Annotated in this window: 18 protein-coding genes; 15 read left to right on the top strand and 3 right to left on the bottom strand. The window is 45.5% G+C overall.

All coding sequences use genetic code 11. The annotated features are described in order from the left end of the window. Positions 1-12 precede the first annotated feature (12 nt). Positions 13-459, top strand: coding sequence for a YwiB family protein (locus tag BLHYD_RS16845; protein ID WP_005952208.1), 447 nt, complete (start codon positions 13-15; stop codon positions 457-459). Positions 460-561: 102 nt separating this feature from the next. Here the strand turns inward: BLHYD_RS16845 and BLHYD_RS16840 are convergent, their stop codons facing one another. Continuing rightward, a complete protein-coding gene (locus BLHYD_RS16840) occupies positions 562-1,011 on the bottom strand; it encodes a hypothetical protein (protein WP_021844350.1) in 450 nt (149 codons plus the stop codon). 456 nt (positions 1,012-1,467) lie between these two features. Between BLHYD_RS16840 and BLHYD_RS16835 the strand changes: the two genes are divergently transcribed. From BLHYD_RS16835 to phoU, 7 genes are all read left to right on the top strand, one after another. Next, positions 1,468-2,916 carry a polysaccharide deacetylase family protein gene (locus BLHYD_RS16835; protein WP_005952206.1) on the top strand — a complete coding sequence of 483 codons (1,449 nt, stop codon included), beginning with the start codon at positions 1,468-1,470 and terminating at the stop codon, positions 2,914-2,916. A 114-nt stretch (positions 2,917-3,030) separates the two neighbouring features. Then, positions 3,031-4,185 (top strand): trigger factor, encoded by a 1,155-nt coding sequence (gene tig, locus BLHYD_RS16830; RefSeq protein ID WP_005952205.1) that lies wholly within the window; start codon positions 3,031-3,033, stop codon positions 4,183-4,185. A gap of 414 nt (positions 4,186-4,599) precedes the next feature. Next, the gene (locus BLHYD_RS16825; RefSeq protein WP_005952204.1) at positions 4,600-5,511 is read left to right on the top strand and encodes a substrate-binding domain-containing protein; all 912 of its coding nucleotides are present in this window, start codon (positions 4,600-4,602) and stop codon (positions 5,509-5,511) included. A gap of 28 nt (positions 5,512-5,539) precedes the next feature. Continuing rightward, entirely contained in the window at positions 5,540-6,397 is an 858-nt protein-coding gene (gene pstC, locus BLHYD_RS16820; protein ID WP_005952203.1) for a phosphate ABC transporter permease subunit PstC, read from the top strand. After that, positions 6,387-7,253, top strand: coding sequence for a phosphate ABC transporter permease PstA (gene pstA, locus BLHYD_RS16815; RefSeq protein WP_005952202.1), 867 nt, complete (start codon positions 6,387-6,389; stop codon positions 7,251-7,253). Before pstC ends, pstA begins: the two co-directional genes overlap by 11 nt. An 18-nt stretch (positions 7,254-7,271) precedes the next feature. Then, positions 7,272-8,042, top strand: coding sequence for a phosphate ABC transporter ATP-binding protein PstB (pstB, locus tag BLHYD_RS16810; protein ID WP_005952200.1), 771 nt, complete (start codon positions 7,272-7,274; stop codon positions 8,040-8,042). A 6-nt stretch (positions 8,043-8,048) separates the two neighbouring features. After that, entirely contained in the window at positions 8,049-8,708 is a 660-nt protein-coding gene (gene phoU / locus BLHYD_RS16805; RefSeq protein ID WP_040350965.1) for a phosphate signaling complex protein PhoU, read from the top strand. Positions 8,709-8,834: 126 nt separating this feature from the next. On the opposite strand, the gene BLHYD_RS16800 is transcribed toward phoU, so the two are convergent. Next, the gene (locus tag BLHYD_RS16800) at positions 8,835-10,202 is read right to left on the bottom strand and encodes a hypothetical protein (RefSeq protein WP_005952195.1); all 1,368 of its coding nucleotides are present in this window, start codon (positions 10,200-10,202) and stop codon (positions 8,835-8,837) included. Positions 10,203-10,305: 103 nt separating this feature from the next. Further along, entirely contained in the window at positions 10,306-11,703 is a 1,398-nt protein-coding gene (locus BLHYD_RS16795; RefSeq protein WP_005952193.1) for a hypothetical protein, read from the bottom strand. A gap of 279 nt (positions 11,704-11,982) precedes the next feature. On the opposite strand from BLHYD_RS16795, the gene BLHYD_RS16790 reads away from it, so the two are divergent. The 7 genes from BLHYD_RS16790 to BLHYD_RS16760 all read left to right on the top strand — a co-directional run bounded on the left by BLHYD_RS16790 (position 11,983) and on the right by BLHYD_RS16760 (position 20,146). After that, positions 11,983-12,426, top strand: coding sequence for a MarR family winged helix-turn-helix transcriptional regulator (locus BLHYD_RS16790; protein WP_005952191.1), 444 nt, complete (start codon positions 11,983-11,985; stop codon positions 12,424-12,426). Position 12,427: 1 nt separating this feature from the next. Next, entirely contained in the window at positions 12,428-13,843 is a 1,416-nt protein-coding gene (locus BLHYD_RS16785) for an MDR family MFS transporter (protein ID WP_005952190.1), read from the top strand. 198 nt (positions 13,844-14,041) lie between these two features. Beyond that, positions 14,042-14,992, top strand: a complete 951-nt coding sequence (locus BLHYD_RS16780) for a N(5)-(carboxyethyl)ornithine synthase (protein ID WP_005952188.1) — start codon at positions 14,042-14,044, stop codon at positions 14,990-14,992. A 22-nt stretch (positions 14,993-15,014) separates the two neighbouring features. Next, a complete protein-coding gene (locus tag BLHYD_RS16775; RefSeq protein ID WP_021844344.1) occupies positions 15,015-16,562 on the top strand; it encodes a Na+/H+ antiporter NhaC family protein in 1,548 nt (515 codons plus the stop codon). A 27-nt stretch (positions 16,563-16,589) separates the two neighbouring features. After that, on the top strand, positions 16,590-17,462 hold the full coding sequence (locus BLHYD_RS16770; protein WP_005952184.1) for a YitT family protein: 873 nt from the start codon (positions 16,590-16,592) through the stop codon (positions 17,460-17,462). A 649-nt stretch (positions 17,463-18,111) separates the two neighbouring features. Then, positions 18,112-18,789 carry a hypothetical protein gene (locus BLHYD_RS16765; RefSeq protein WP_005952180.1) on the top strand — a complete coding sequence of 226 codons (678 nt, stop codon included), beginning with the start codon at positions 18,112-18,114 and terminating at the stop codon, positions 18,787-18,789. Between the two features lie 19 nt (positions 18,790-18,808). Then, on the top strand, positions 18,809-20,146 hold the full coding sequence (locus BLHYD_RS16760; RefSeq protein ID WP_005952178.1) for a hypothetical protein: 1,338 nt from the start codon (positions 18,809-18,811) through the stop codon (positions 20,144-20,146). Positions 20,147-20,167: the final 21 nt, after the last annotated feature.

Here is a 20,167-nt window from a genome sequence, read left to right as displayed (position 1 = left end):
AGAGGGCAGAAGATGACAAAAGATGTGTTAATCCGTATCGTGGGCCTACAGTCTTTGGGAGAAGCGGACGGACAGGAACCGATTGAATTGGTAATCGGTGGGGAGTACTATTATCAAAACGGAAGCCATTACCTGAGATATGAGGAGATGGTGGAAGGGTTTAACGAGAAGACCATCAACTATATTAAGATTAGTCCCAAGGGTGTGGAAGTCCGGAAGAAGGGACTTATCAACGTACATATGGTATTTGAGAAAGAAAAGAAAAATGTGACCTATTATGCAACTCCATTTGGAAATATTGAGATGGGGATTTCAGCGGCCAGAGTGCATCTTCAGGAGGGGATTGACCATTTAAACGCAAAGGTAGATTATGCGTTAGAGATGAATGGAGAATATGTGGCTGACTGTTTCTTGACCATAGAGGCTCAGTCAAAGGACGCAGGACATTTTGAAATTTGAAAAAAGCCGTCTTCTTCTTATCGGTACTTTTGATAAGAGAAAACGGCTTTTTCTGTTACATAAACGCTCCGCTGAGGATGCATGCGCCGCAAAGAGGCAAAATCACGGATTGGCCCGGTCCAGCATACGCTTAAAGAATCCTTTTTTCTTGGTGCGTTTTTCAAGAGGCGCGCGGAGTCCACGGGCGCCCACGATGTAAATACCACTGACTTCAGCTTTAATTTCTTTTTTTACCGGAATTTGATCAAAAATATCTGCTTCGCATACTAAAGTCATAATCTTAGGACCGACCTTAGCTTTTACGATAGGAAGCTTTGAACGACGCATTAACTTTGGGGTTTGATCAATGACAAACTGCGGAAGTCCAGAGTTTTTGATGGGCATACGCTTTTTATCGATGATCAGCATAGATACGGTTTGTTTTGCAGCTTCAATCTGCGCTTTTTGTTCTTCCTGTTTTTTCTGAGTTTTTTTGCCGGTGAAATAGAGTACAATAAGGGTGATCAGAAGAATAACAAGAATTACAAGCAGAGTAATCGTTATTTTACTCATGACTGGCCTCCTGATAATAGATTGCTTCATCAACTGTAGACCGATGTTGTAAAAACATTGTTTATAAACAGTTAATTTTTGCGAATTATATTTTATCATTATTTAAGAAAAAAGGCAATTACAAAATTGAAAACAGAGTTACCGCTATGTTATAATGGTGTTACAGTTCAGTCCTTCGATATCTCGCGAGGTGTTTTTGGACATTTTGTGCAAAAATCCCGAGACATATTCGCACCAAACTGCTGTTTGCAGCAGTTTGGTGCATCGCAAAGCATGTTACTGCTCACGAACCACAAGTGAGTGAACAGTAACACAATGGTTATTGCGAACGAAGGGAACAGTAACTCATAATGTTCTTGATCTGAGGGCATACTAAAGATGAACGAAAGATGTCGAAATCTTGTACAAATAAATATTCATAGGGGAGAAACAAAAGAATAGAAAGGGGCAAGAAACATGAAGAAAAATGTGCGGATGATTCTGATTTTGTTCTGTATCACCAGTCTTTTGAGCGGATGTGCATTGCTTCCATTTTCTGATGACAATCCTTTTGCGAAACAAGGGGGAAAAAAGGGAGAAAAAGAGGTCGCTAAGATAGAGGAGGATCCTCAAAGTCAGAGCGAAGAATCCCAAGAGCAGGAAGATAAGGACCAAAAACAGAAGGAAGAAAATAAACAAAAAGAAGATAAAGAGAAGAAAGACAAGGAAGCAGAAAAAGAGAAAACGGTGAAGGAGCAGGCAGATTTGCTCGCGGCAATGTACGACTATGATGGAGCGATTCAACTGCTTCAAAGTCAACCGGATTACAGCAGCAATACAGAGCTTCAGGAAGCTGTAGCCGGGTATGAAGCGACGAAAGCTACCTGTGTGGAATATCCATTGGAGGAAATTACTCATGTGTTTTACCACACTTTGATTAAAGATACCAGCAAAGCTTTCGATGGAGACTCGAAAGAAGCAGGCTATAATCAGGTGATGACAACGATTGATGAGTTCAATAAAATTACCCAGTCCATGTATGAGAAAGGATATGTATTGGTCAGCCTTCATGATATGGCCACATTTCATGAAGATGGGACGGTGACCAGAGGGAAGATCATGTTGCCGCCAGACAAAAAGCCGTTTGTTCTATCTCAGGATGATGTGAGCTATTATCATTATATGGACGGAGACGGTATGGCCAGTAGGCTCGTCTTGGATGAGAACGGGGATGTCAAGGCGGAGTACGTGGAAGATGATGGAACGGTATCGGTTGGAGACTACGATCTTGTGCCGCTTTTGGATACCTTTATCGATGAACATCCTGATTTTTCCTACCGTGGACGTAAGGGAATTCTTGCAATGACAGGGTATAACGGAGTGTTGGGCTACCGTACGGATATTGCCTACAAGACCGGGGAGAATCTCAGTGAAGACCAACAGAAGTTTTTAGACCAAAATCCAGACTTTGACTATGAGAAAGAAGTGGAAGAGGCGAAGAAAGTGGCGGAGGCTATGAAAAAAGACGGATGGGAGTTCGCAAGTCATACTTGGGGACACCGCAACGCCACTTCAGACTCTGCTGAAAAGCTTCAGGAGGACAATGAGAAATGGGAGAACTATGTCGCTCCGATTCTTGGAAAGACAGACATGATCGTCTTTGCGTTTGGCGCGGATATAGGCAATTGGGAGCAGTATACGATGGATAATCCTAAGTTCGCGTACTATAAGAGTCGTGGCTACAATTACTTCTGTAATGTGGATTCTAGCCAGTACTGGGTACAGATCACGGATTCTTATGTGAGACAGGGAAGAAGAAACCTGGATGGTTATCGCATGTACTATAACCCAGAGATGCTCTCAGATCTGTTTGATGCGAAAGAGGTCTTTGACCCGGCAAGGCCGACTCCAGTACCGGAGATGTAAGGGGCAGAACTTTCTTTTTTATAGAAAGTGTGTTATAACTAAAGATGAGTTTTATTATTTGGAAACTCAAAAGGTCTGGGCAGCCAGACCTTTTGCAGATAGAAAGGAGATATTATGAAGAAAAGATGGTGTATCGCTGTTTTGGCCATGTGCATGACTATGGCAGTGACTGGATGCAGTGGCGGGAGCGAGCAGAAGGACTCTAAGACGGAGAGTTCTGCTGAGGCGGGGACGAGTAAATCTGGTTCTAAGATTATAGATGTGGACCCTGCCAAGTATGTAAAACTGGGTGATTATAAAGGAATGGAACTGACGAAAGAAGTGCAGGATGTCACCGAGGAACAGATTCAGGCGACCATCGACAGTGACTTGAAGACGAATGCGAAGACATTAGGTGAGGGAGAGACTGCACAGAGCGGTGACATTGTCAATATTGATTACGTGGGAAAAGTCGACGGAAAGGAATTTGACGGCGGAAGTACGGACGGACAGGGAACCGATCTAGAGCTGGGAAGCGGCAGCTATGTGGAAGGGTTCGAAGATCAGTTGGTAGGAGCGAAAGCCGGTGAGACACGGGATGTAAATGTCACCTTCCCTGAGGATTACGGCAGTGAAGAGCTGGCGAGTAAGGATGCTGTCTTTACTGTGACTGTGAATTCCATTAAGAGGCCTGCTGAGTTGACAGATGAATGGGTGGCTGAGAATACAGATGTGAAGACGGTGGACGAGTATCGTAAATCCATTGTTGAAGATTTGGAAAAGAGTGCAGAGGAATCTTCTCAGATAAATTTGGGGAATACGGCCTGGAACAATCTGGTGTCCGGCAGTGAGATAAAAAAATATCCTGAGGACTTGCTGAAGGAAGAGACGGATTTAGTAAAATCACAGATGGAAGAGCAGTGCAAAGCATATGGAATTGAACTGTCTGACTTTTTGGAGCAGATGGGTATGAACGAGGATGATTACAATACTCAGTGTGAGGAGACTGCAAAGTCTAATCTTCAGATGATTATGGTAGCCCAGGCGGTGATCAATCAGGAAGGGTTGTCTCTGGACGATGAGAAGAGCGATCAAATTCGTGAGGAGATGGCAGCGAACTACGGTTATGAGAGTGTAGACGATGCGATGAAACAGGCAGGCGAGGAGAGGTTTAATCAGAATGTCGGCATAGAGGTTGTGAAGCAGTTCCTGGTAGATAATGCGAAGATTGACACAGGAGAGGCTACACCGGCAGCAGACGATGAGGCGCCTGAGGATGCACAGGAGTAATAAGAATACTTAAAGAGAAAGAGTCCGGTATCACTAAGACTTGTGTTTTCTGTTACAGAAAAAGACGAGTCCGTGTGATATCGGATTTTTTATTGCATAGGAAACTTCGTTTCCTATGCAATAAAAAGTCCTCCGGGCAGGATGCGCACGCCGCAATAAGGTAGTACACCGCAAGGCGGTGTTGCGGCGGCGCGCAAAGTGGGACTGCGCCCCTCAAAGATTGAGGGGATGGGGGAGTTGAAGTGGGCTTCCCCACTTCGCTATGCTTTCCTATAGCAAAAACGCTTCTTCCTGTTCGTTTTGGTGGGAATTACATCTGATTTTTACATTAATTTTACGTGTAGGTGCGGGCAGATTTTACTTAGATGTTTTATGCTGATACCTGTAGTCGAGAGATGAAAGGAGATCAATATTATGAAAATGAAAAAAGCGTTAGCGGCATGTATGGCAGTAATGATGATTGGAAGTACCGTTTTAATGGGATGTGGAAGTCAAGACAACAGTGATACAGGTGCAGATACAAAAACAGAAGCTACAGGGGCAAGTGGACCGATTACCGTTGTGTCAAGGGAAGATGGTTCCGGAACCAGGGGTGCCTTCGTAGAATTATTTGGAGTACAGCAGGAGGATAAAGACGGCGAGAAAATAGATATGACGACGCTGGATGCCAAGGTTACGAACAGTACTTCTGTCATGATGACTACGGTAGCAGGAGATGTGAATGCTATCGGATATATTTCTTTAGGTTCTCTGAACGATACCGTAAAGGCAGTTAAAATTGACGGTACAGAGCCGAGCGCAGAGAATGTGGAAAATGAAAGTTATAAAGTAGTTCGTCCGTTCAACATCGCAGTGAAGGATGATGTGAGCGAGGCAGCTCAGGATTTCATCAATTTCATCATGAGCAAACAAGGACAAGCTGTTGTAGAAGAAAACGGTTACATTCCAGTGGGAGATCAGCCGGAGTATAAAGGAACTTCACCAGAAGGAAAAATTGTAGTGGCCGGTTCTTCCTCCATCTCACCAGTTATGGAGAAGCTGAAAGAGGCATATGAGGAAGTTAACGCGAATGTTACAATTGAAGTACAGCAGAGTGATTCTACGACAGGTATGCAGTCGGTCATTGATGGCCTTTGTGACATTGGAATGGCTTCTCGTGAATTAAAAGACAGCGAGACTTCTGAAGGATTGAGTCCTACAGTAATTGCACAGGATGGAATTGCGGTAATTGTAAACAATGACAGCGGAATTGATGAGCTGACTAGCGATCAGGTAAAATCCATTTACCTTGGAGATGCTCTGGATTGGGAAGATGTCTTAGAATAGTGAATGAAAATCGCGGACAGGAGAGACTATGAATCAGTTAAAAGAAAGAGGAATGAAAATTGTTTTCCTGATTGCAGCCTGTACTTCTGTTTTGGCGGTGGCGTTTATCTGTATATTCCTTTTTGCAAATGGAATACCGGCCATCGGTAAAATCGGAGTGGCGGACTTTCTTTTGGGGGAGACCTGGAGGCCCAGCAACGATATCTATGGAATTTTGCCTATGATTTTGGGTAGCATCTATGTGACAGCAGGGGCGATTATCTTAGGAGTGCCGATTGCACTTTTGACTTCTGTGTTCCTGGCTTATTACTGTCCTAAGAGGATGTATCCGGTTTTGCAGTCAGCGGTTTCTTTGATGGCAGGCGTACCGTCTGTAGTATATGGTTTCTTTGGCCTGGTAATGATTGTGCCGACGATGCAGCAGATTACAGGGCGGGACGGAAGCAACATGCTGACGGCGTCTATCCTGCTGGCGATTATGATACTTCCGACGATTGTAGGAGTGACGGAATCGGCTATCCGAAGTGTTCCTGGTTCTTATTATGAAGGTTCCCTGGCTTTGGGGGCTACCCATGAGCGCAGCGTCTTTTGTGCGATTCTTCCGGCGGCAAAATCTGGGCTTATCGCCGGAGTGGTTTTGGGAATCGGCAGAGCGATCGGTGAGACTATGGCAGTGATTATGGTAGCCGGCAACCAGGCCAGAATGCCCGCGGGATTGTTGCGGGGAATCCGAACTCTTACTTCCAATATCGTTTTGGAGATGGGCTATGCGGCAGATCTGCACAGAGAGGCTTTGATTGCTACCGGAGTGGTCTTGTTCGTCTTCATCCTGATTATCAATTTAGCAGTATCTTTGCTGAACAGGAGGGCTGAAAATGGAAACTAAAAACAGTCAGACTCTGAGACAGAAGCTAAAGGGCTATAAGGCACACCCATTTTCAGCGATTGTGGCTGGGATGGTACTTCTGGCAGCGTTGATTACTTTCTGTGTACTGATCTTTTTAGTAGCTTTTATTCTGGTAAAAGGAATCAGATATCTCACACCGGATTTGTTTGCTTTGAAATATACGACAGAGAATGCGTCGCTTATGCCTGCATTGGTTAACACTTTGATTATTACAGCGCTTTCTCTTTTGATTGCGGTGCCGATTGGTGTTTTTGCGGCAATATTCTTGGTGGAATATGCGAACAGGGGTAGTCGTCTGGTATCTCTGATTCGGATTACCACGGAGACACTGTCAGGAATTCCATCAATTATTTACGGTTTATTTGGACTGCTGTTTTTTACGACGGCGTTGAAATGGGGATTTTCTCTTCTGTCAGGTTCCCTTACACTTGTGATTATGATTCTTCCGTTGGTCATTCGTACCACAGAGGAAGCTCTGAAATCTGTGCCGGATTTCTATAGAGAGGCCAGTTTTGGACTAGGAGCAGGGAAACTGCGGACGATCTTTAAGGTGGTTCTCCCCAGTGCGGTTCCTGGGATTTTGGCCGGAGTTATTTTAGCTACCGGAAGAATTGTCGGTGAGACGGCAGCTTTGATTTATACTGCTGGTACTGTGGCCCAGATTCCTGGAAATTTACTGGGTTCAGGAAGGACGCTGGCAGTGCATATGTATTCTCTGGCCAGTGAGGGACTCTATATGAACCAGGCATACGCCACAGCGGTAGTACTGCTGGTTATCGTACTTTTAATCAATTGGATATCCGGCCGAATTGCAGCTAAGATCGCGAAACATTGAGTCGGAGGAAAGGAACCTATGCAGGATATAAAGAAGCAAAACATAAAGATTGAGATAAAGAATATGAATTTATATTACGGGGATTTCCACGCGTTAAAGGATGTAGAGCTCGCGCTTCCTGAGAAACAGATTACGGCGTTTATAGGACCTTCTGGATGCGGAAAGTCTACACTGCTGAAATCTCTGAATCGTATGAATGATCTTGTAGAAGGCTGTAGGATTACTGGAGATATTACTTTAGATGGGGAAGATATCTACGGGAATATGGATGTAAACTTTCTTAGAAAGCGGGTGGGAATGGTCTTTCAGAAACCGAATCCGTTTCCCATGAGCATCTATGACAACATTGCCTATGGCCCTAGGACTCATGGAATCCGCTCAAAGGGAAAACTGGATGAGATTGTCGAAAAATCTCTGAGGGATGCAGCGATCTGGGATGAAGTAAAAGACCGCCTAAAATCCAGTGCGCTGGGAATGTCCGGGGGTCAGCAACAGAGACTTTGCATTGCGAGGGCGCTGGCAGTTCAGCCAGAAGTATTGCTGATGGATGAGCCAACCAGTGCTTTGGACCCAATTTCTACGACAAAAATTGAGGATTTGGCAGTTCAGCTAAAGAAAGATTACACGATTATTATGGTGACGCACAATATGCAGCAGGCGGCCAGGATTTCTGACAAGACAGCTTTCTTTCTCTTAGGAGAAGTGGTTGAGTTTCATGACACTCACCAGATCTTTTCAATGCCAAAGGATAAGAGAACAGAAGACTATATCACAGGGAGGTTTGGTTAAATGCGGATGCGGGAACAATTTGAGGAACAGCTGGAACAGTTACATCGGGAAGTCACAGAGATGGGAAACCTATGTGAACAGGCGATTGCTCTGGCGACGAAGGCTCTGTTTGGAGGCAACGATCAGCTGGCAAAGGAAGTATTCAGACGGGATGCGTCGATTGACCGCAAGGAGCGAGAGATTGAGGATCTCTGTATGCGTCTGTTTCTTCATCAACAGCCAATGGCTAGAGATTTAAGAACAGTCTCGGCAGCGCTGAAAATGGTATCAGACATGGAGAGAATCGGAGATCAGGCGGCAGATGTCGCAGAACTGTCCCGGTATATCGGAGATCAGACACTTCAAAGTAAAGTATCTCTGGGAGAGATGGCAGAAGCCACAAAAGCGATGGTGAATGCCAGTGTGGAAGCCTTTGTCAAAGGAGACGAAGAACTGGTCAAAAAAGTGATTCAGGCGGACGACAAAGTAGATGGATTGTTTGAGCAAGTGAAAGAAGAGATCATGAATCTGATCTATCAAAGAGATATTGATGCGAAAGCCTCTCTGGATTTGCTGATGGCAGCCAAGTATTTTGAGAGAATCGGGGATCATGCGGTCAATATCGCTGAGTGGGTGGAGTATTCCATCACAGGTGTTCACACCAACAATGAACATGTGAATATATGATAGGCGGTGTTAAGAGAATTTATCGAGAGCGAAGGATAAATCGAAATATAGAAAAGAGGGTGTTTTCCATCAGCTTAGCTGATGGAAAACACCCTCTTCTTAAGGTAGATGGGATATGTAGATTTATCATTCGAAAATGGAAGATAGTTGATTCATTATGGTAATAGAAATGTATGGACGTTCTCCGCTGTAGTCCTTCACCAGAGAAAGCTCCTCATTATAGAGGCTGGTGATATTCTTTGAATTTTCGCAGTAACTGTAACGGCTGCTGTCCATGTTTCTGTCGGCCTCGGTATAAATCTGTTTATAGAAAGCCTTACACTGTTTCAAAGCGGTGTCTGAGTTGCTGGAATATTCGTAACGCCACTGCACTCTGACAATCCTGTCATCGGTAAGGGTTAGAATCAAAGATGCGGGCCGGTCCATTAAAGTCTGAACGGGAATATAATAGGTATTTCCGTCCTCGCTTATTTTATAAGCCGGTTCCAAGCATTCTAGCATTTGCTCCTTGGACCAGCCGTAGAGCTCATTGAGTTTTCCGATACTTCTGCTGATTTCATCGTCTGTGGTGGTGACAGCGTCGGTGTCAGCGGTGGAGACAGGGGCTTTGCCGGAAACTGTCTGGGTGAGAGGGGCCTGGCCAGAGGTAGTGAAGGTCTGTACGGAACCGGGATATTCGATGCCGTCCTGAACAACGAAGAACTGATATTTGTAAGTAGTTCCCGGAGTCAGGGAAATGCCGAGTTCTCCCTGCACGTCGTACCACATATTAAAGCGGCTTTCAGGGCGAGTACAGTTTTCTACATGTTTTTTCAAAAGATTATCATTGGCGTCCCAGAGATAGCAGCCTACCTGGCTTACGGAATACCGGTTTGGATTGTCAACTTTGGCCGAGAGGACAGCGGTTGTCTCCTGAATTTGGGGATTTTGGTAGTTGACAGTGTAATTGCCGGCAGGTGTCTGGGACTGTGTATTTTCGCTCCAGGTGAAGAAGGTATACCTGGAATCCCCGTTTTGGACAGTGGCTCCTACCCATGCTTTGGTGTAATCTCCATTCCAGGCATTCTGCTGAATCACTGTGATGGTGTTGCCAGAGACTTCTTTGACAATTGCCCAGTGTACGCTCTGATTGTCGCGGAGGATATCCCCTACTTTCGGTGAACTAGTAGCCTGGAAGCTTCCTGAATCGATGACAGGCACGGAAGTGGTGGAATTCAGCCCGGAGACATCGCGACCGTACACCTGGCTGTAGAAGCGCTTTACGAAGGCGGCACAGCTGTAAGTGGAGTCGCTGTTTACGCTGGAATCATAGGGGCGGTAAAGAGCCTCTACGGTTATTCCGTTAACGGTGATACTGTCTGTAACTCCTGAGTCGATGGATACGAAATTATAATTTCCCATATCGGCGGATACGCTTTCAGGCTGGAAAGAGAACCCCACAGCGATCATAGCAAGGGCGCCGCAAAAAATAGATTTCATTACTTTACTTTTCATATAGATTTCCTCCTTCAAAAACGTTGCTTGATCTTGATGAGTTTAGTCTACAGCATTAAGAGTGTAAATTTGTTTTAATGGAGGCTTTTTTCAAAATTTCCGATTAATTTAATCCCATAATTTTTTTGTACTCTTGCTCATAGCTTTTGGAGTCCTTATACATATTGTAGAAAAAGAAATTCTCCTCATTCTGGGCATACCGGGTAACTTCTTCCATGAGAAGATCTTCCGGGGTGGAACTAGTCAGGTAACTGAGGATAAAGCTGTCAAAAGGTTGCTTATCAGTCAGTTTTGGAAATCCACATTCCAGGAGAATCGTATTCAAGCGTTCAGGAGTGATTTCAAGCTCTTTCGGCAGGAGACAGGAGTGGTTGAAAAATAAAAGAAAACAGATGAAAGTGGTTCGGTCTATATCCAAAGTACCTTTGATATACTTGCGGACGGTGTTTTCCCCGGAGCGGTTACGCTGATACCCTCGACTGTCTCCGTCCAGAGAATAGATGCTGTCGAGACGGTCCTCTTCTTCTTGCATCTGTCTCAGCTTCAGGCTAAGAATTTCCTGATCGCTGAGTTTTTTTAGTTTGGGGTCATAATGGCGGAGTGACTCGGCCAGTTTTTGCCTTTGTAGGTCGGAGAGAGCGTTAATATTCCCATAGTATTCCATCAGGACTTCCAGCCAGTCCAATGAAATGTAGCCGAAATAGAAATAATTGAGGCTGTCGAAGATTTCCCGGCAGGAGATTCCTGTATGCATGAGAAAATCCCGGATTTCATTGATGGACATTTTCTTTCTCTTCAGCTGTGTGATTCCTTTGAACACAGAGAGTTCGGATAGAGCTTTTGTAGAGTTCATGGAAGAATTCTGAGAAACTAGAAAGTCTTCTATCTTCTGTCTGAGATAGAAATACAGATATTTGCAGAAGTAATAGCGGGCTTTCTCGCGCACTGGGCTAAAAGACCTCAGATTAGCGTCCAAAAATTGTCGGAAATCTTCTTTTGAGCTTCCAAGCTGGGAGATTTTCTGGTTCAATACCTGGGTCAGATGTTCGGTCCGAAGATCAGCGGAGTCTTTTTGTGAGTTGGATTCCAGATATCGTTCTAATTCAGATAAGGTGATATGCTTTTCAAAATAATTTTCTTCAGATTGGTTCGTATCCAGGATGGAGCTGCATATGTCCTGGAGCTCTTTCCACTCTTGGTAAGAGAGACGGTTTAGGAACGCGAAAATCAGGCTGGCTTCCCAGAGACTTCGAGAATACAGCTGGGCGCATCCTTCCTGGGACAATTTCTCGTTGAGCTGGGAGAGAGATTCTTTTTTGATGAATCCTAGAGCGATCAGGCGGTAACGCAGTGGAACCTTCTGCATAATTTTTGTCCGAGACGCCGCGCCACGCCGAGATGGGCCGGCGGGCATACATTCTTCCAGCATTTGTCCGCCTAACGGTATATTCAGGATGTCATTTATCATTTGATCAAAGACAGAAGCAGGGTGTTTAGACATGATGTGATACCTCCTTCATTGGAATATTTATTTTCGTATAATACCTATGAAAAATAATATCACAGGAAAGGTGAAAAGGACAAGAGTCTCAAATACAAAGCCGGGGAAAGATACAAGAGGATACGCTGTCCAAAAGGCGAGTTGCCATATCTGATTATAGATGAAAAAAACAGTTGCGCTCATCGTAAGAACATGATAGAATACAAAACCAGATTGCTAATAGTGTTAGCTATTTGTAGAAGCTAGATTTAAAATAAAAAGATTAGGAGATGAAGAAACTTGGATTACCAGAAGTTGATTTATGAATTTGGAGATATTCAATACGAAATTGCGAAGCTGAAAGAGCTTAGCACGATTTTTGAGACTACGAAGGGGGAGAACCTTGTTCTTTCTTATCTTATGCAGCGTCGGTGTAACGTGAATCCAAAGGAGATCAGTCAAGAGCTGAACCTTACTTCCGCTCGTGTCGCGGCAGTCCTGAAAAAATTGGAAGAACGAAACTTTTTGGAGCGTTTCGAAGATCCTGAAAATCATCGGCAGACGCTTGTGAGGGTTTTGCCCGAAGGGGAGGCTTATCATCAGACCATGCATGATAACTTTTCCCTAAGTGTCAGAGAATTGCTGGAGATGTTAGGTAAGGAGGACGCGGTAAACTATCTGAGAATCCGCAGACGGATTGTATCCTACTACAAGGATAAGAACAAGAGACAAGGGGGAGATTGACATGAATATGACGAAAAAACAGAGAAACCTGACTTTTGCAGTTCTTTTGGTTTCATCCATAGGAACTTCTCTGCTCCAGACTGCCCTGACGACTGCTCTGCCGTCCATGATGAGAGACCTCTCGATCTCGGCTGCAACGGCTCAGTGGCTTACCAGTGTCTACAGCCTAACAGTGGGAATTATGGTGCCCGCAACGGCTTACTTGATAAAACGTTTTCCTACCAGAAAATTATTTTTAAGTGCGGTGACTCTGTTCGCGGCAGGTACGTTACTGGCAATTGTGACGCCTACATTCTCGCTTCTGATGGTGGCTAGAGTTATGCAGGCGATGGGAAATGGAATTGTACTTCCAATGACTCAGGTAGTGGTCCTGACTATATACCCGGTGGAGCAAAGAGGAACTGTGATGGGAATCTATGGTCTGGCAGTAGGAGCAGCTCCTGTCGTGGCTCCTACGCTGGCAGGCATCATCATTGATCTATGGAGTTGGAGGACTATTTTTGAGATCGTTCTTGTGATTGTGACTGTCGATATTTTGATGGCGCTGAAGGTGATGAGAGATATCACAGAGACAGAATACCAGAGCTTTGATATACTTTCTATGCTGCTTTGCACGGTCAGCTTTAGCGGAATTCTACTCGGACTTGGAAATTTAGGGGCTGCTGACTTTATAAGCCTTCAAGTGGGATTTCCTCTGCTGGTGGGGGCAGCAGCTTTGGTGCTCTTTAGCAGAAGACAGCTGCGGCTGGAAACGCCATTTTTGGAGCTGCGGGTATTGAAGGTGAAGGATTATCTGCTGGCGGTGATAATCAGTATGCTGCTCTATGCTGTGATGATGGCAGGTTCCACGTTGTTTCCCATTTATATCCAGACGGTCTGCGGCAAATCTGCGACGGTTTCCGGTTTAATCATGATGCCGGGCTCTTTGGTGATGGCTTTAATCAGCCCGTTTACCGGGAGATTTTACGATAAGTTCGGAATCCGTAAGCTGGTGGTGGGCGGGAGCCTTCTGATGCTGCTGAGTTGTTTTGGCGTTGTATTTGTGAATGCGGATACCTCCGTATTCTATATAGCATCGGTCTATATCCTGAGGCTGATCGCCATTGGCTGCATTATGATGCCGGTTGTGACCTGGGGAATGAGTGTGCTTGGACCAGAAAATACAGCTCATGGAACCGCGCTTTTGACATCGCTGCGCACGATAAGCGGTGCTTTTGGCTCGGCGGTCTTTGTGGCTGTTATGAGCAAAGTCACAGAGCTGACTAGCAGTCAGAAGGGTGTGGCAGCTAACGCCGCAGGGATTGATTTTGCCTTTGCAGGCATTACCGTAGTTGCGGCAGTTTTATTTGTAGTATGTGTATTTTGTGTCCGCAAACAGAAATTTCGTGGAGATTCTGTACAGAATGCAGTGAGTTAAAGGAGGAAAAACAACCAAATAAGGATAAGATTTTTGCTGTTTTGGGGTCAGAAGTCCTAAAAATTGCAGGGTAGATTTGACATATATGAGGGAAGAATTAAAAAAAAGTTTATGAAATTAAATAAGCATTAAAGTGGTTGTAATCTCCGCTTGAAGTGATATAACTATTGCAAATCATTAAAAAGCGAGGTTGCTGACATGAGAACGATAGGGTTTGTGAATAGCCATAAAGAAAATGAACGAAGGATTGCGCTTCTTCCGGAAGACTTGGATAAACTGTCGGATATTGCTTCACAAATTGTCTTTGAGAAGGGATATGCGAGTAGAATGGGAGTTTCTGATGAGGAATATCTCTCGAGAGGTGCGAAGATTTTATCACGTGAGGAGATTTTAAATAAGTGTGATATCATCTGTGATCCCAAGGCAGGTGATGCCGAATATTTAGAGGATCTCCAAGAAGGGAGAACAATTTTTGGGTGGGTGCATCCCCATGTGTGTGAGAATGTAAAAAATCTCTTGTTGAAAAAACATTTTGAGGTCTATGCTTGGGAAGAGATGATGGAAGACGGTATGCAAGTGTTTTACCGTAATAATGAATTGGCGGGAGAAGCCGCTGTGAATCATGGATGTCAGTGCTGCGGAATTTTACCGGAAGGAAAAAAGGCAGCGGTGATAGGAAGAGGGAACACTGCGCAGGGAGCGATCAGAGCTTTGGTCCGTGGAGGTGCTTATGTGACTGTGTATGGAAGGAAAAATGAGGAAAAGCTCAGGAAAGATATCGGACAATACGATATTATTGTAAATGCAGTGCTCTGGGACCCTAAGAGAACAGATCACATCATCAGCAGAAAGGAACTAAGACAGGCGAAACAGCAGGCTTTGTTGGTCGATGTCAGCTGTGATGAGCACGGGGCAGTGGAGACTTCTAGACCTACAGATTATGCACAACCGACTTTTGTGGAGGAAGGTGTCATTCATTACTGTGTGGACCACACGCCCAGTATTTATTATCGAGAGGCTTCTAAGTTTATCAGCAGCCAGGTGAAAAGGTTTATCCGTCCTCTGGTGACCGGCGAGACAGATGAGGTGCTGGAGAGCGGATGTGTGATACGTAACGGAGAAATGATTTTGGAAGAGAGCTGCCGATAGCGGAGAAAGGTGGTAAATAAATATGGTCGGAAGTGTATATACCTTGATACCTCCTCTGATTGTCATTCTTATGGTAATTGCGACGAAGAAAATTCTATTGTCAATTTCCTCTGGTATTGTAGCCAGCGCATTGCTGCTGAATCAGCTTCAGCCGACAGACACAGCCAAGGATATTGTGTCTACTGCAGTGGGAATCTTTTATGACGGAAAGACGGTGAATACAGATAATATTCTGTTGATATTGTTTATTTTGGGCCTGGGAATTATTACGGCATTTATTGAAAAAAACGGTGGAACAGTAGGCTTTGCCAGATGGGCTCAAAAACATGTGAAAAATGCTGCTATGGCGCAGATGGTAGCCGTTGTTTTGGGCATACTTATTTTTATAGATGATTATTTTAATGCACTGACAGTAGGTGAAGTGTCCAGAAGCCTGACAGATAAATATAAGGTATCCAGGGAAAAACTGGCTTATCTGATCGACTCTACCAGTGCTCCGGTATGCTCTATCTGTCCACTATCGAGTTGGGGAGCATACATCATCGCTCTTTATGCAGTATTATTGCCGCCAACGGCTGCTCCGCTGAATCAATTTATCAGCACAATCCCATATAATTTCTATGCAATTTTTGCTTTAGGGGTTGTTATTTTCAGCGCAGGGTTTAATATTAATGTAGGGAAAATGAATGATGTGGCGTCTATTTACCGCAAAGCTGCTCAGAGCCGCAAGGATGAGGGAATGGTACAAAAAGAAGGAGAGGAGAAAGCCTCTGACCTGGTGGTTCCTATCTTACTTTTGGCTTTTGTGAGTATGGCGATGATGTATGTGACCGGCTTTGTGAAAGCAGAAAGCTTTAACATCTTTCAGATTCTGGAAAATGCATCCACGTATTTGGCTCTGTTTATCGGCTGTCTGACGGCGTTGGCTTACTGTGGAGTCCGTTACTACAGACTGCATGGACACCATCCTCTGAAGGTGGCAAAAGAAGGCGTGCGAGCAGTGGCTGGGGCAACTATGGCTCTGTTGTTTGCATGGGTATTGATTGATATGATTTCTGCTATGGAGACGGGAACGTTCCTGTCAGGGTTGATTGTAAAATATGCAGTTCCGGCTGTAATGCTGCCATTTCTGCTGTTTGTGCTTTCTAGTGTCATGGCCTTGGCAACAGGATTTTCCTGGGGTGTGTTCGGAATTATGCTGCCGATCAGCGTACAGATGACGCAAGCACTGGGAATGCAGGATCAGATGGTATTCTGTTGCCTGGGGGCCGTATTGTCCGGTTCAGTATTTGGCGACCATTGTTCGCCAATTTCCGATACGACGATACTCTCTAGTGCAGGAGCTCAATGTAACCATGTGGACCATGTGGTTTCACAGATGCCTTATGCACTGTATTCAGGTATGATCGCAGCCTTGGGATTTCTTGTGATTGGCTTTACTGAAAATCTGTATTTAGCACTGGGAATTCAAGTTGTACTTTTGATTGTGACCATATTGCTGTTTCGCATCTCTGGTTCAGGTAACCGTGTCAAACGAGTCAAAAATAGAAGGGTGGCTGCAAGTATGTAGTGAAGAAAAGGGAGTGAGGTTGGCAAAATGAGAGACAAAAATGCTGTAAAAAATGTTGTGATGGATTTGCTGTGTGATATTGGTGGGAGTGTCCTATATTCAATAGGTATCTACACCTTCGCCAAAATGGCGAACTTTGCACCGGGAGGTTTGTCCGGCCTCGCTCTTATTATAAACTATCTGTGGGGGATTCCCATCGGTATAATGACTTTGATTTTGAATATTCCGTTTGTGCTAATCAGCTATAAGATTGTGGGAAGAAAGTTCATGTTCAAGACGGCCCGCACGATGATTATCTGTACGATTTGTTTGGATGTCATCTTCCCATACACACCAGCTTATACAGGTTCACCATTCTTGGCGGCTTTGTATTCTGGTGTTTTTCTGGGAGCAGGACTTGCGATGTTTTATATGAGAGGGTCTTCCTCAGGCGGGACAGATTTTCTTACGATGTCCATTAAGGTTCTGCGTCCGCATCTGTCCATCGGTTTTGTGACGATGACGATAGATTTGGTGGTCATTCTCCTTGGATGGCCAGTGTTCGGAAATGTAGATTCTGTGCTGTACGGATTGGCAGCAACCTTTGTGACTTCTGTTGTGATTGATAAAATTATGTACGGCATGGGGTCAGGTACTTTGGCGATTATTATCACCAATCATGGCCTTGATGTGGCGGAGAAAATCGGAGAGATCACTGGACGAGGTTCTACAGCAATCCGAGCCATGGGAACTTATACCCAGAAAGAACGGGATGTAATTATGTGCGCCTGCTCCAGTTCGCAGGCATACACGGTAAAAAAAGCCGTACATGAGGTAGACGAGGACGCGTTTGTTATGCTGACTGAGACGAACCAGGTATTTGGAGAAGGGTTCATCGAGACCGGAGGCGAGAGGCGATGACGAAAGAAATAGACTCTTGCATCAATATATGCGGGTTCGTAAAGTTGAAAAAGACAGGAGGCCGATGCGTCTAAAAGGCAAAATAAGAAATATAGTGAACAAAATAAAAAATCAGGAGAGCTTCTGCATTGCGCAGAAGCTCTTTTTTATGTAATAGGAAAGACCTTGTCACGCTAATGCGTGAAAGCCCTTTCCTATTACATAAACGCTCTGCTAGGGATGCACACGCCGTAATAAGGTAGTACACCGCAAGGCGGTGTTGCGGCGGCGCGCAAAGTGGGACTGCGCCCCTCAAAGATTGAGGGGTGGGGGGGGGAGTTGAAGTGGGCTTGCCCACTTTATTCTATATAAGCACGCAGGCGTATGTGCCGGAGTGCGAATGCCTGTCAGAATTGCGGGAGTGCGATGCGCGGAGCAATCCGCAGCTTATACTTTTTGAAGATACTGCCGACAGACGGCAGCGAATAGCAGAGCTGTGAGCTGGCTGAGGAATCGCAGCGGATAGGGGAAGAAAGTCTGCGTCATTCTCCTGAGCAAAATAAGAAATATAAATGACAACAGTCGGAATGGTTTTTGAAGAGGTGAAAATTTATAATAGCCTCAGATAAACGAAAAGCTAAGTTGATCTTTTATATGGAGGAATGAAGAGATGTTAGAGAAGTTAATCGTAATGCTGACACACAATGACGTGACGGTGGAAGACGCAAAAGAGATTTTTGAAGCCAACAAAGACTTGCCGGTTCAAAACTGGGGCTTCAAAGACGTGGGATTAGAGCCGGGAAAGATGAAAGAGCTCTGCGCCATGATGAAGGAGGCAGGAAAGACTACCTATCTGGAAGTGGTGACGTATTCAGAGGAAGAGTGTCTAAGAGGTGCGAAGCTGGCTGTGGAATGTGGCTTTGACTGCTTGCTGGGAACCATCTACTACGACTCGGTGATGGACTACGTGAAGACCACAGATCTGAAGTATTTCCCCTTTGTGGGAAAGGTATCCCAGAGTCCTTCGATTTTGGAAGGCTCCTGCGATTATATGCTGGAACAGGCGGAGAAATTTAAGAAAGCAGGTGCGGTAGGCGTGGACTTGTTGGGTTACCGTTATGTGGAAGGGGACGCAAACGTTCTCTCTGCCGCCTTCGTCAAGGCAAGCTGCATCCCCACGGTACTGGCGGGCAGCATCGGCTCAAAGGAACGGATGAAACTGGTAAAACAAATGAATCCCGCATACTTCACCATGGGTTCCGCTTTGTTTACCAAGAATTTCGTAAAAGACGGAACATTCAGAGAAAATCTGGAAGCAGTTACAGATTTTTTGAGAGAGCAGGCATGAGATAGGAGGGAAAAAGACTATGACAAACGCAAAGACAGGTCTGGTGGTGGTGGCCAGCCAGTATGAAAGCGGCGGACAGCGCGCGCAGGAGCTGGCAGCGCTGGCGAAGGCTTCCCTGGAACAGAGAGAGATCACAGTAGCTGAGGGGGCCAAGGTGGTCTGGGACGCGGCGGACGCCATAGATGTGTGCAAGGAGTTAAGAAAACAAGAGATCGATTCCCTCACGATTATTCTGAGCACCTGGGTGACGGACTCCCTGCTGTATGTGTTGGTACATGAGCTTCCGGTTCCGGTGGTATTCTGGGCGGTGCCCTACACGGAGACCTTCTCCATCGGCTGTATTCAGCATTTTGGCAGCGCGCTTACCACCCATGGAATTCCTTATGAGTATGTATACGGGCTTACTGACGATGCGAAGGCAGCGGACAAGGCGGCAAAAATTGCGGAGGCGGGCCGGATTATAAAGGCAGTAAAAAGCATGAAGCTGGCCCTGGTGGGACCGAGACAGACCTGGAGAGTGGCTGGGCCGCAGGATACCACCAATGAGGAGTGGGAATTTTCTCAGAAATTCGGGCCTACGCTGGTGCACATCGAGATGGAGGAAATCATGGAGCTGGCGGAGGGCATCTCTGATAAAGAGGCAAAGAAGGTATACGGCTGCCTGAAAAAACGCACGGGCAGAGTTTTGGCAGGCGAAGAGACCATGCTTCATATGACTAAGGTGTATATGGCGGTCAAGGAGACGGTGAAAAGATATTCTTTGGATGCTCTGGCGGCAGAGTGTTATCCCTTCTACAGCGGGCAGATGAATCTGCCTTCCAGCTGGCTGGCGGATGAGGGGATCATCGTGGACACAGAAGGAGACGTCGGCCATACCATGGTGATGTATATGCTGAATTTGGCTGCGAAAGGCGGAGCGACTGCTCTCGGTGAAGTGGGAAGTATGGATGATGAGAATCGGATTCTGGCTTTGGCCCACGAGGGGAGCACAGCACATTCTCTGGCGGAAGATGTGAGCAAGGTACAGATTTCCCCCAGCGGAGAAAAAGGCTGTTTTGTGGGACTGCCGCTGCGGGAGATGGCCCAGGTGACTGTATCGAGTATCCAGGGAAATGGACACGACGGATACCAGATGCTGGTGGAAAAAGGTCGGGTGATAAAGGCAGAGGAGCAGGAATGGATAGACGGAGGAGAAAAGCTGCTGGTGAAACTGCAGCTTGACAAAAAGGCAAGTGAAGCGGTGGACAGCCTGATGAGAGTGGGAATGGACCATCACCTGCTGGTGAAAGAAGGAGATCACAGAGAGTTGATGGCCCTTCTGTGCAAATATCTGAAGGTAAAGATGGTGACTTTTTAAAGGATGAAGAGCAGAGAAAGG

Origin of the sequence: Blautia hydrogenotrophica DSM 10507 (genome assembly GCF_034356035.1) — a bacterium.
Taxonomy (GTDB): Bacteria; Bacillota; Clostridia; order Lachnospirales; family Lachnospiraceae; genus Blautia_A; species Blautia_A hydrogenotrophica.
This window is presented reverse-complemented; position numbering and strand designations above follow the sequence as displayed.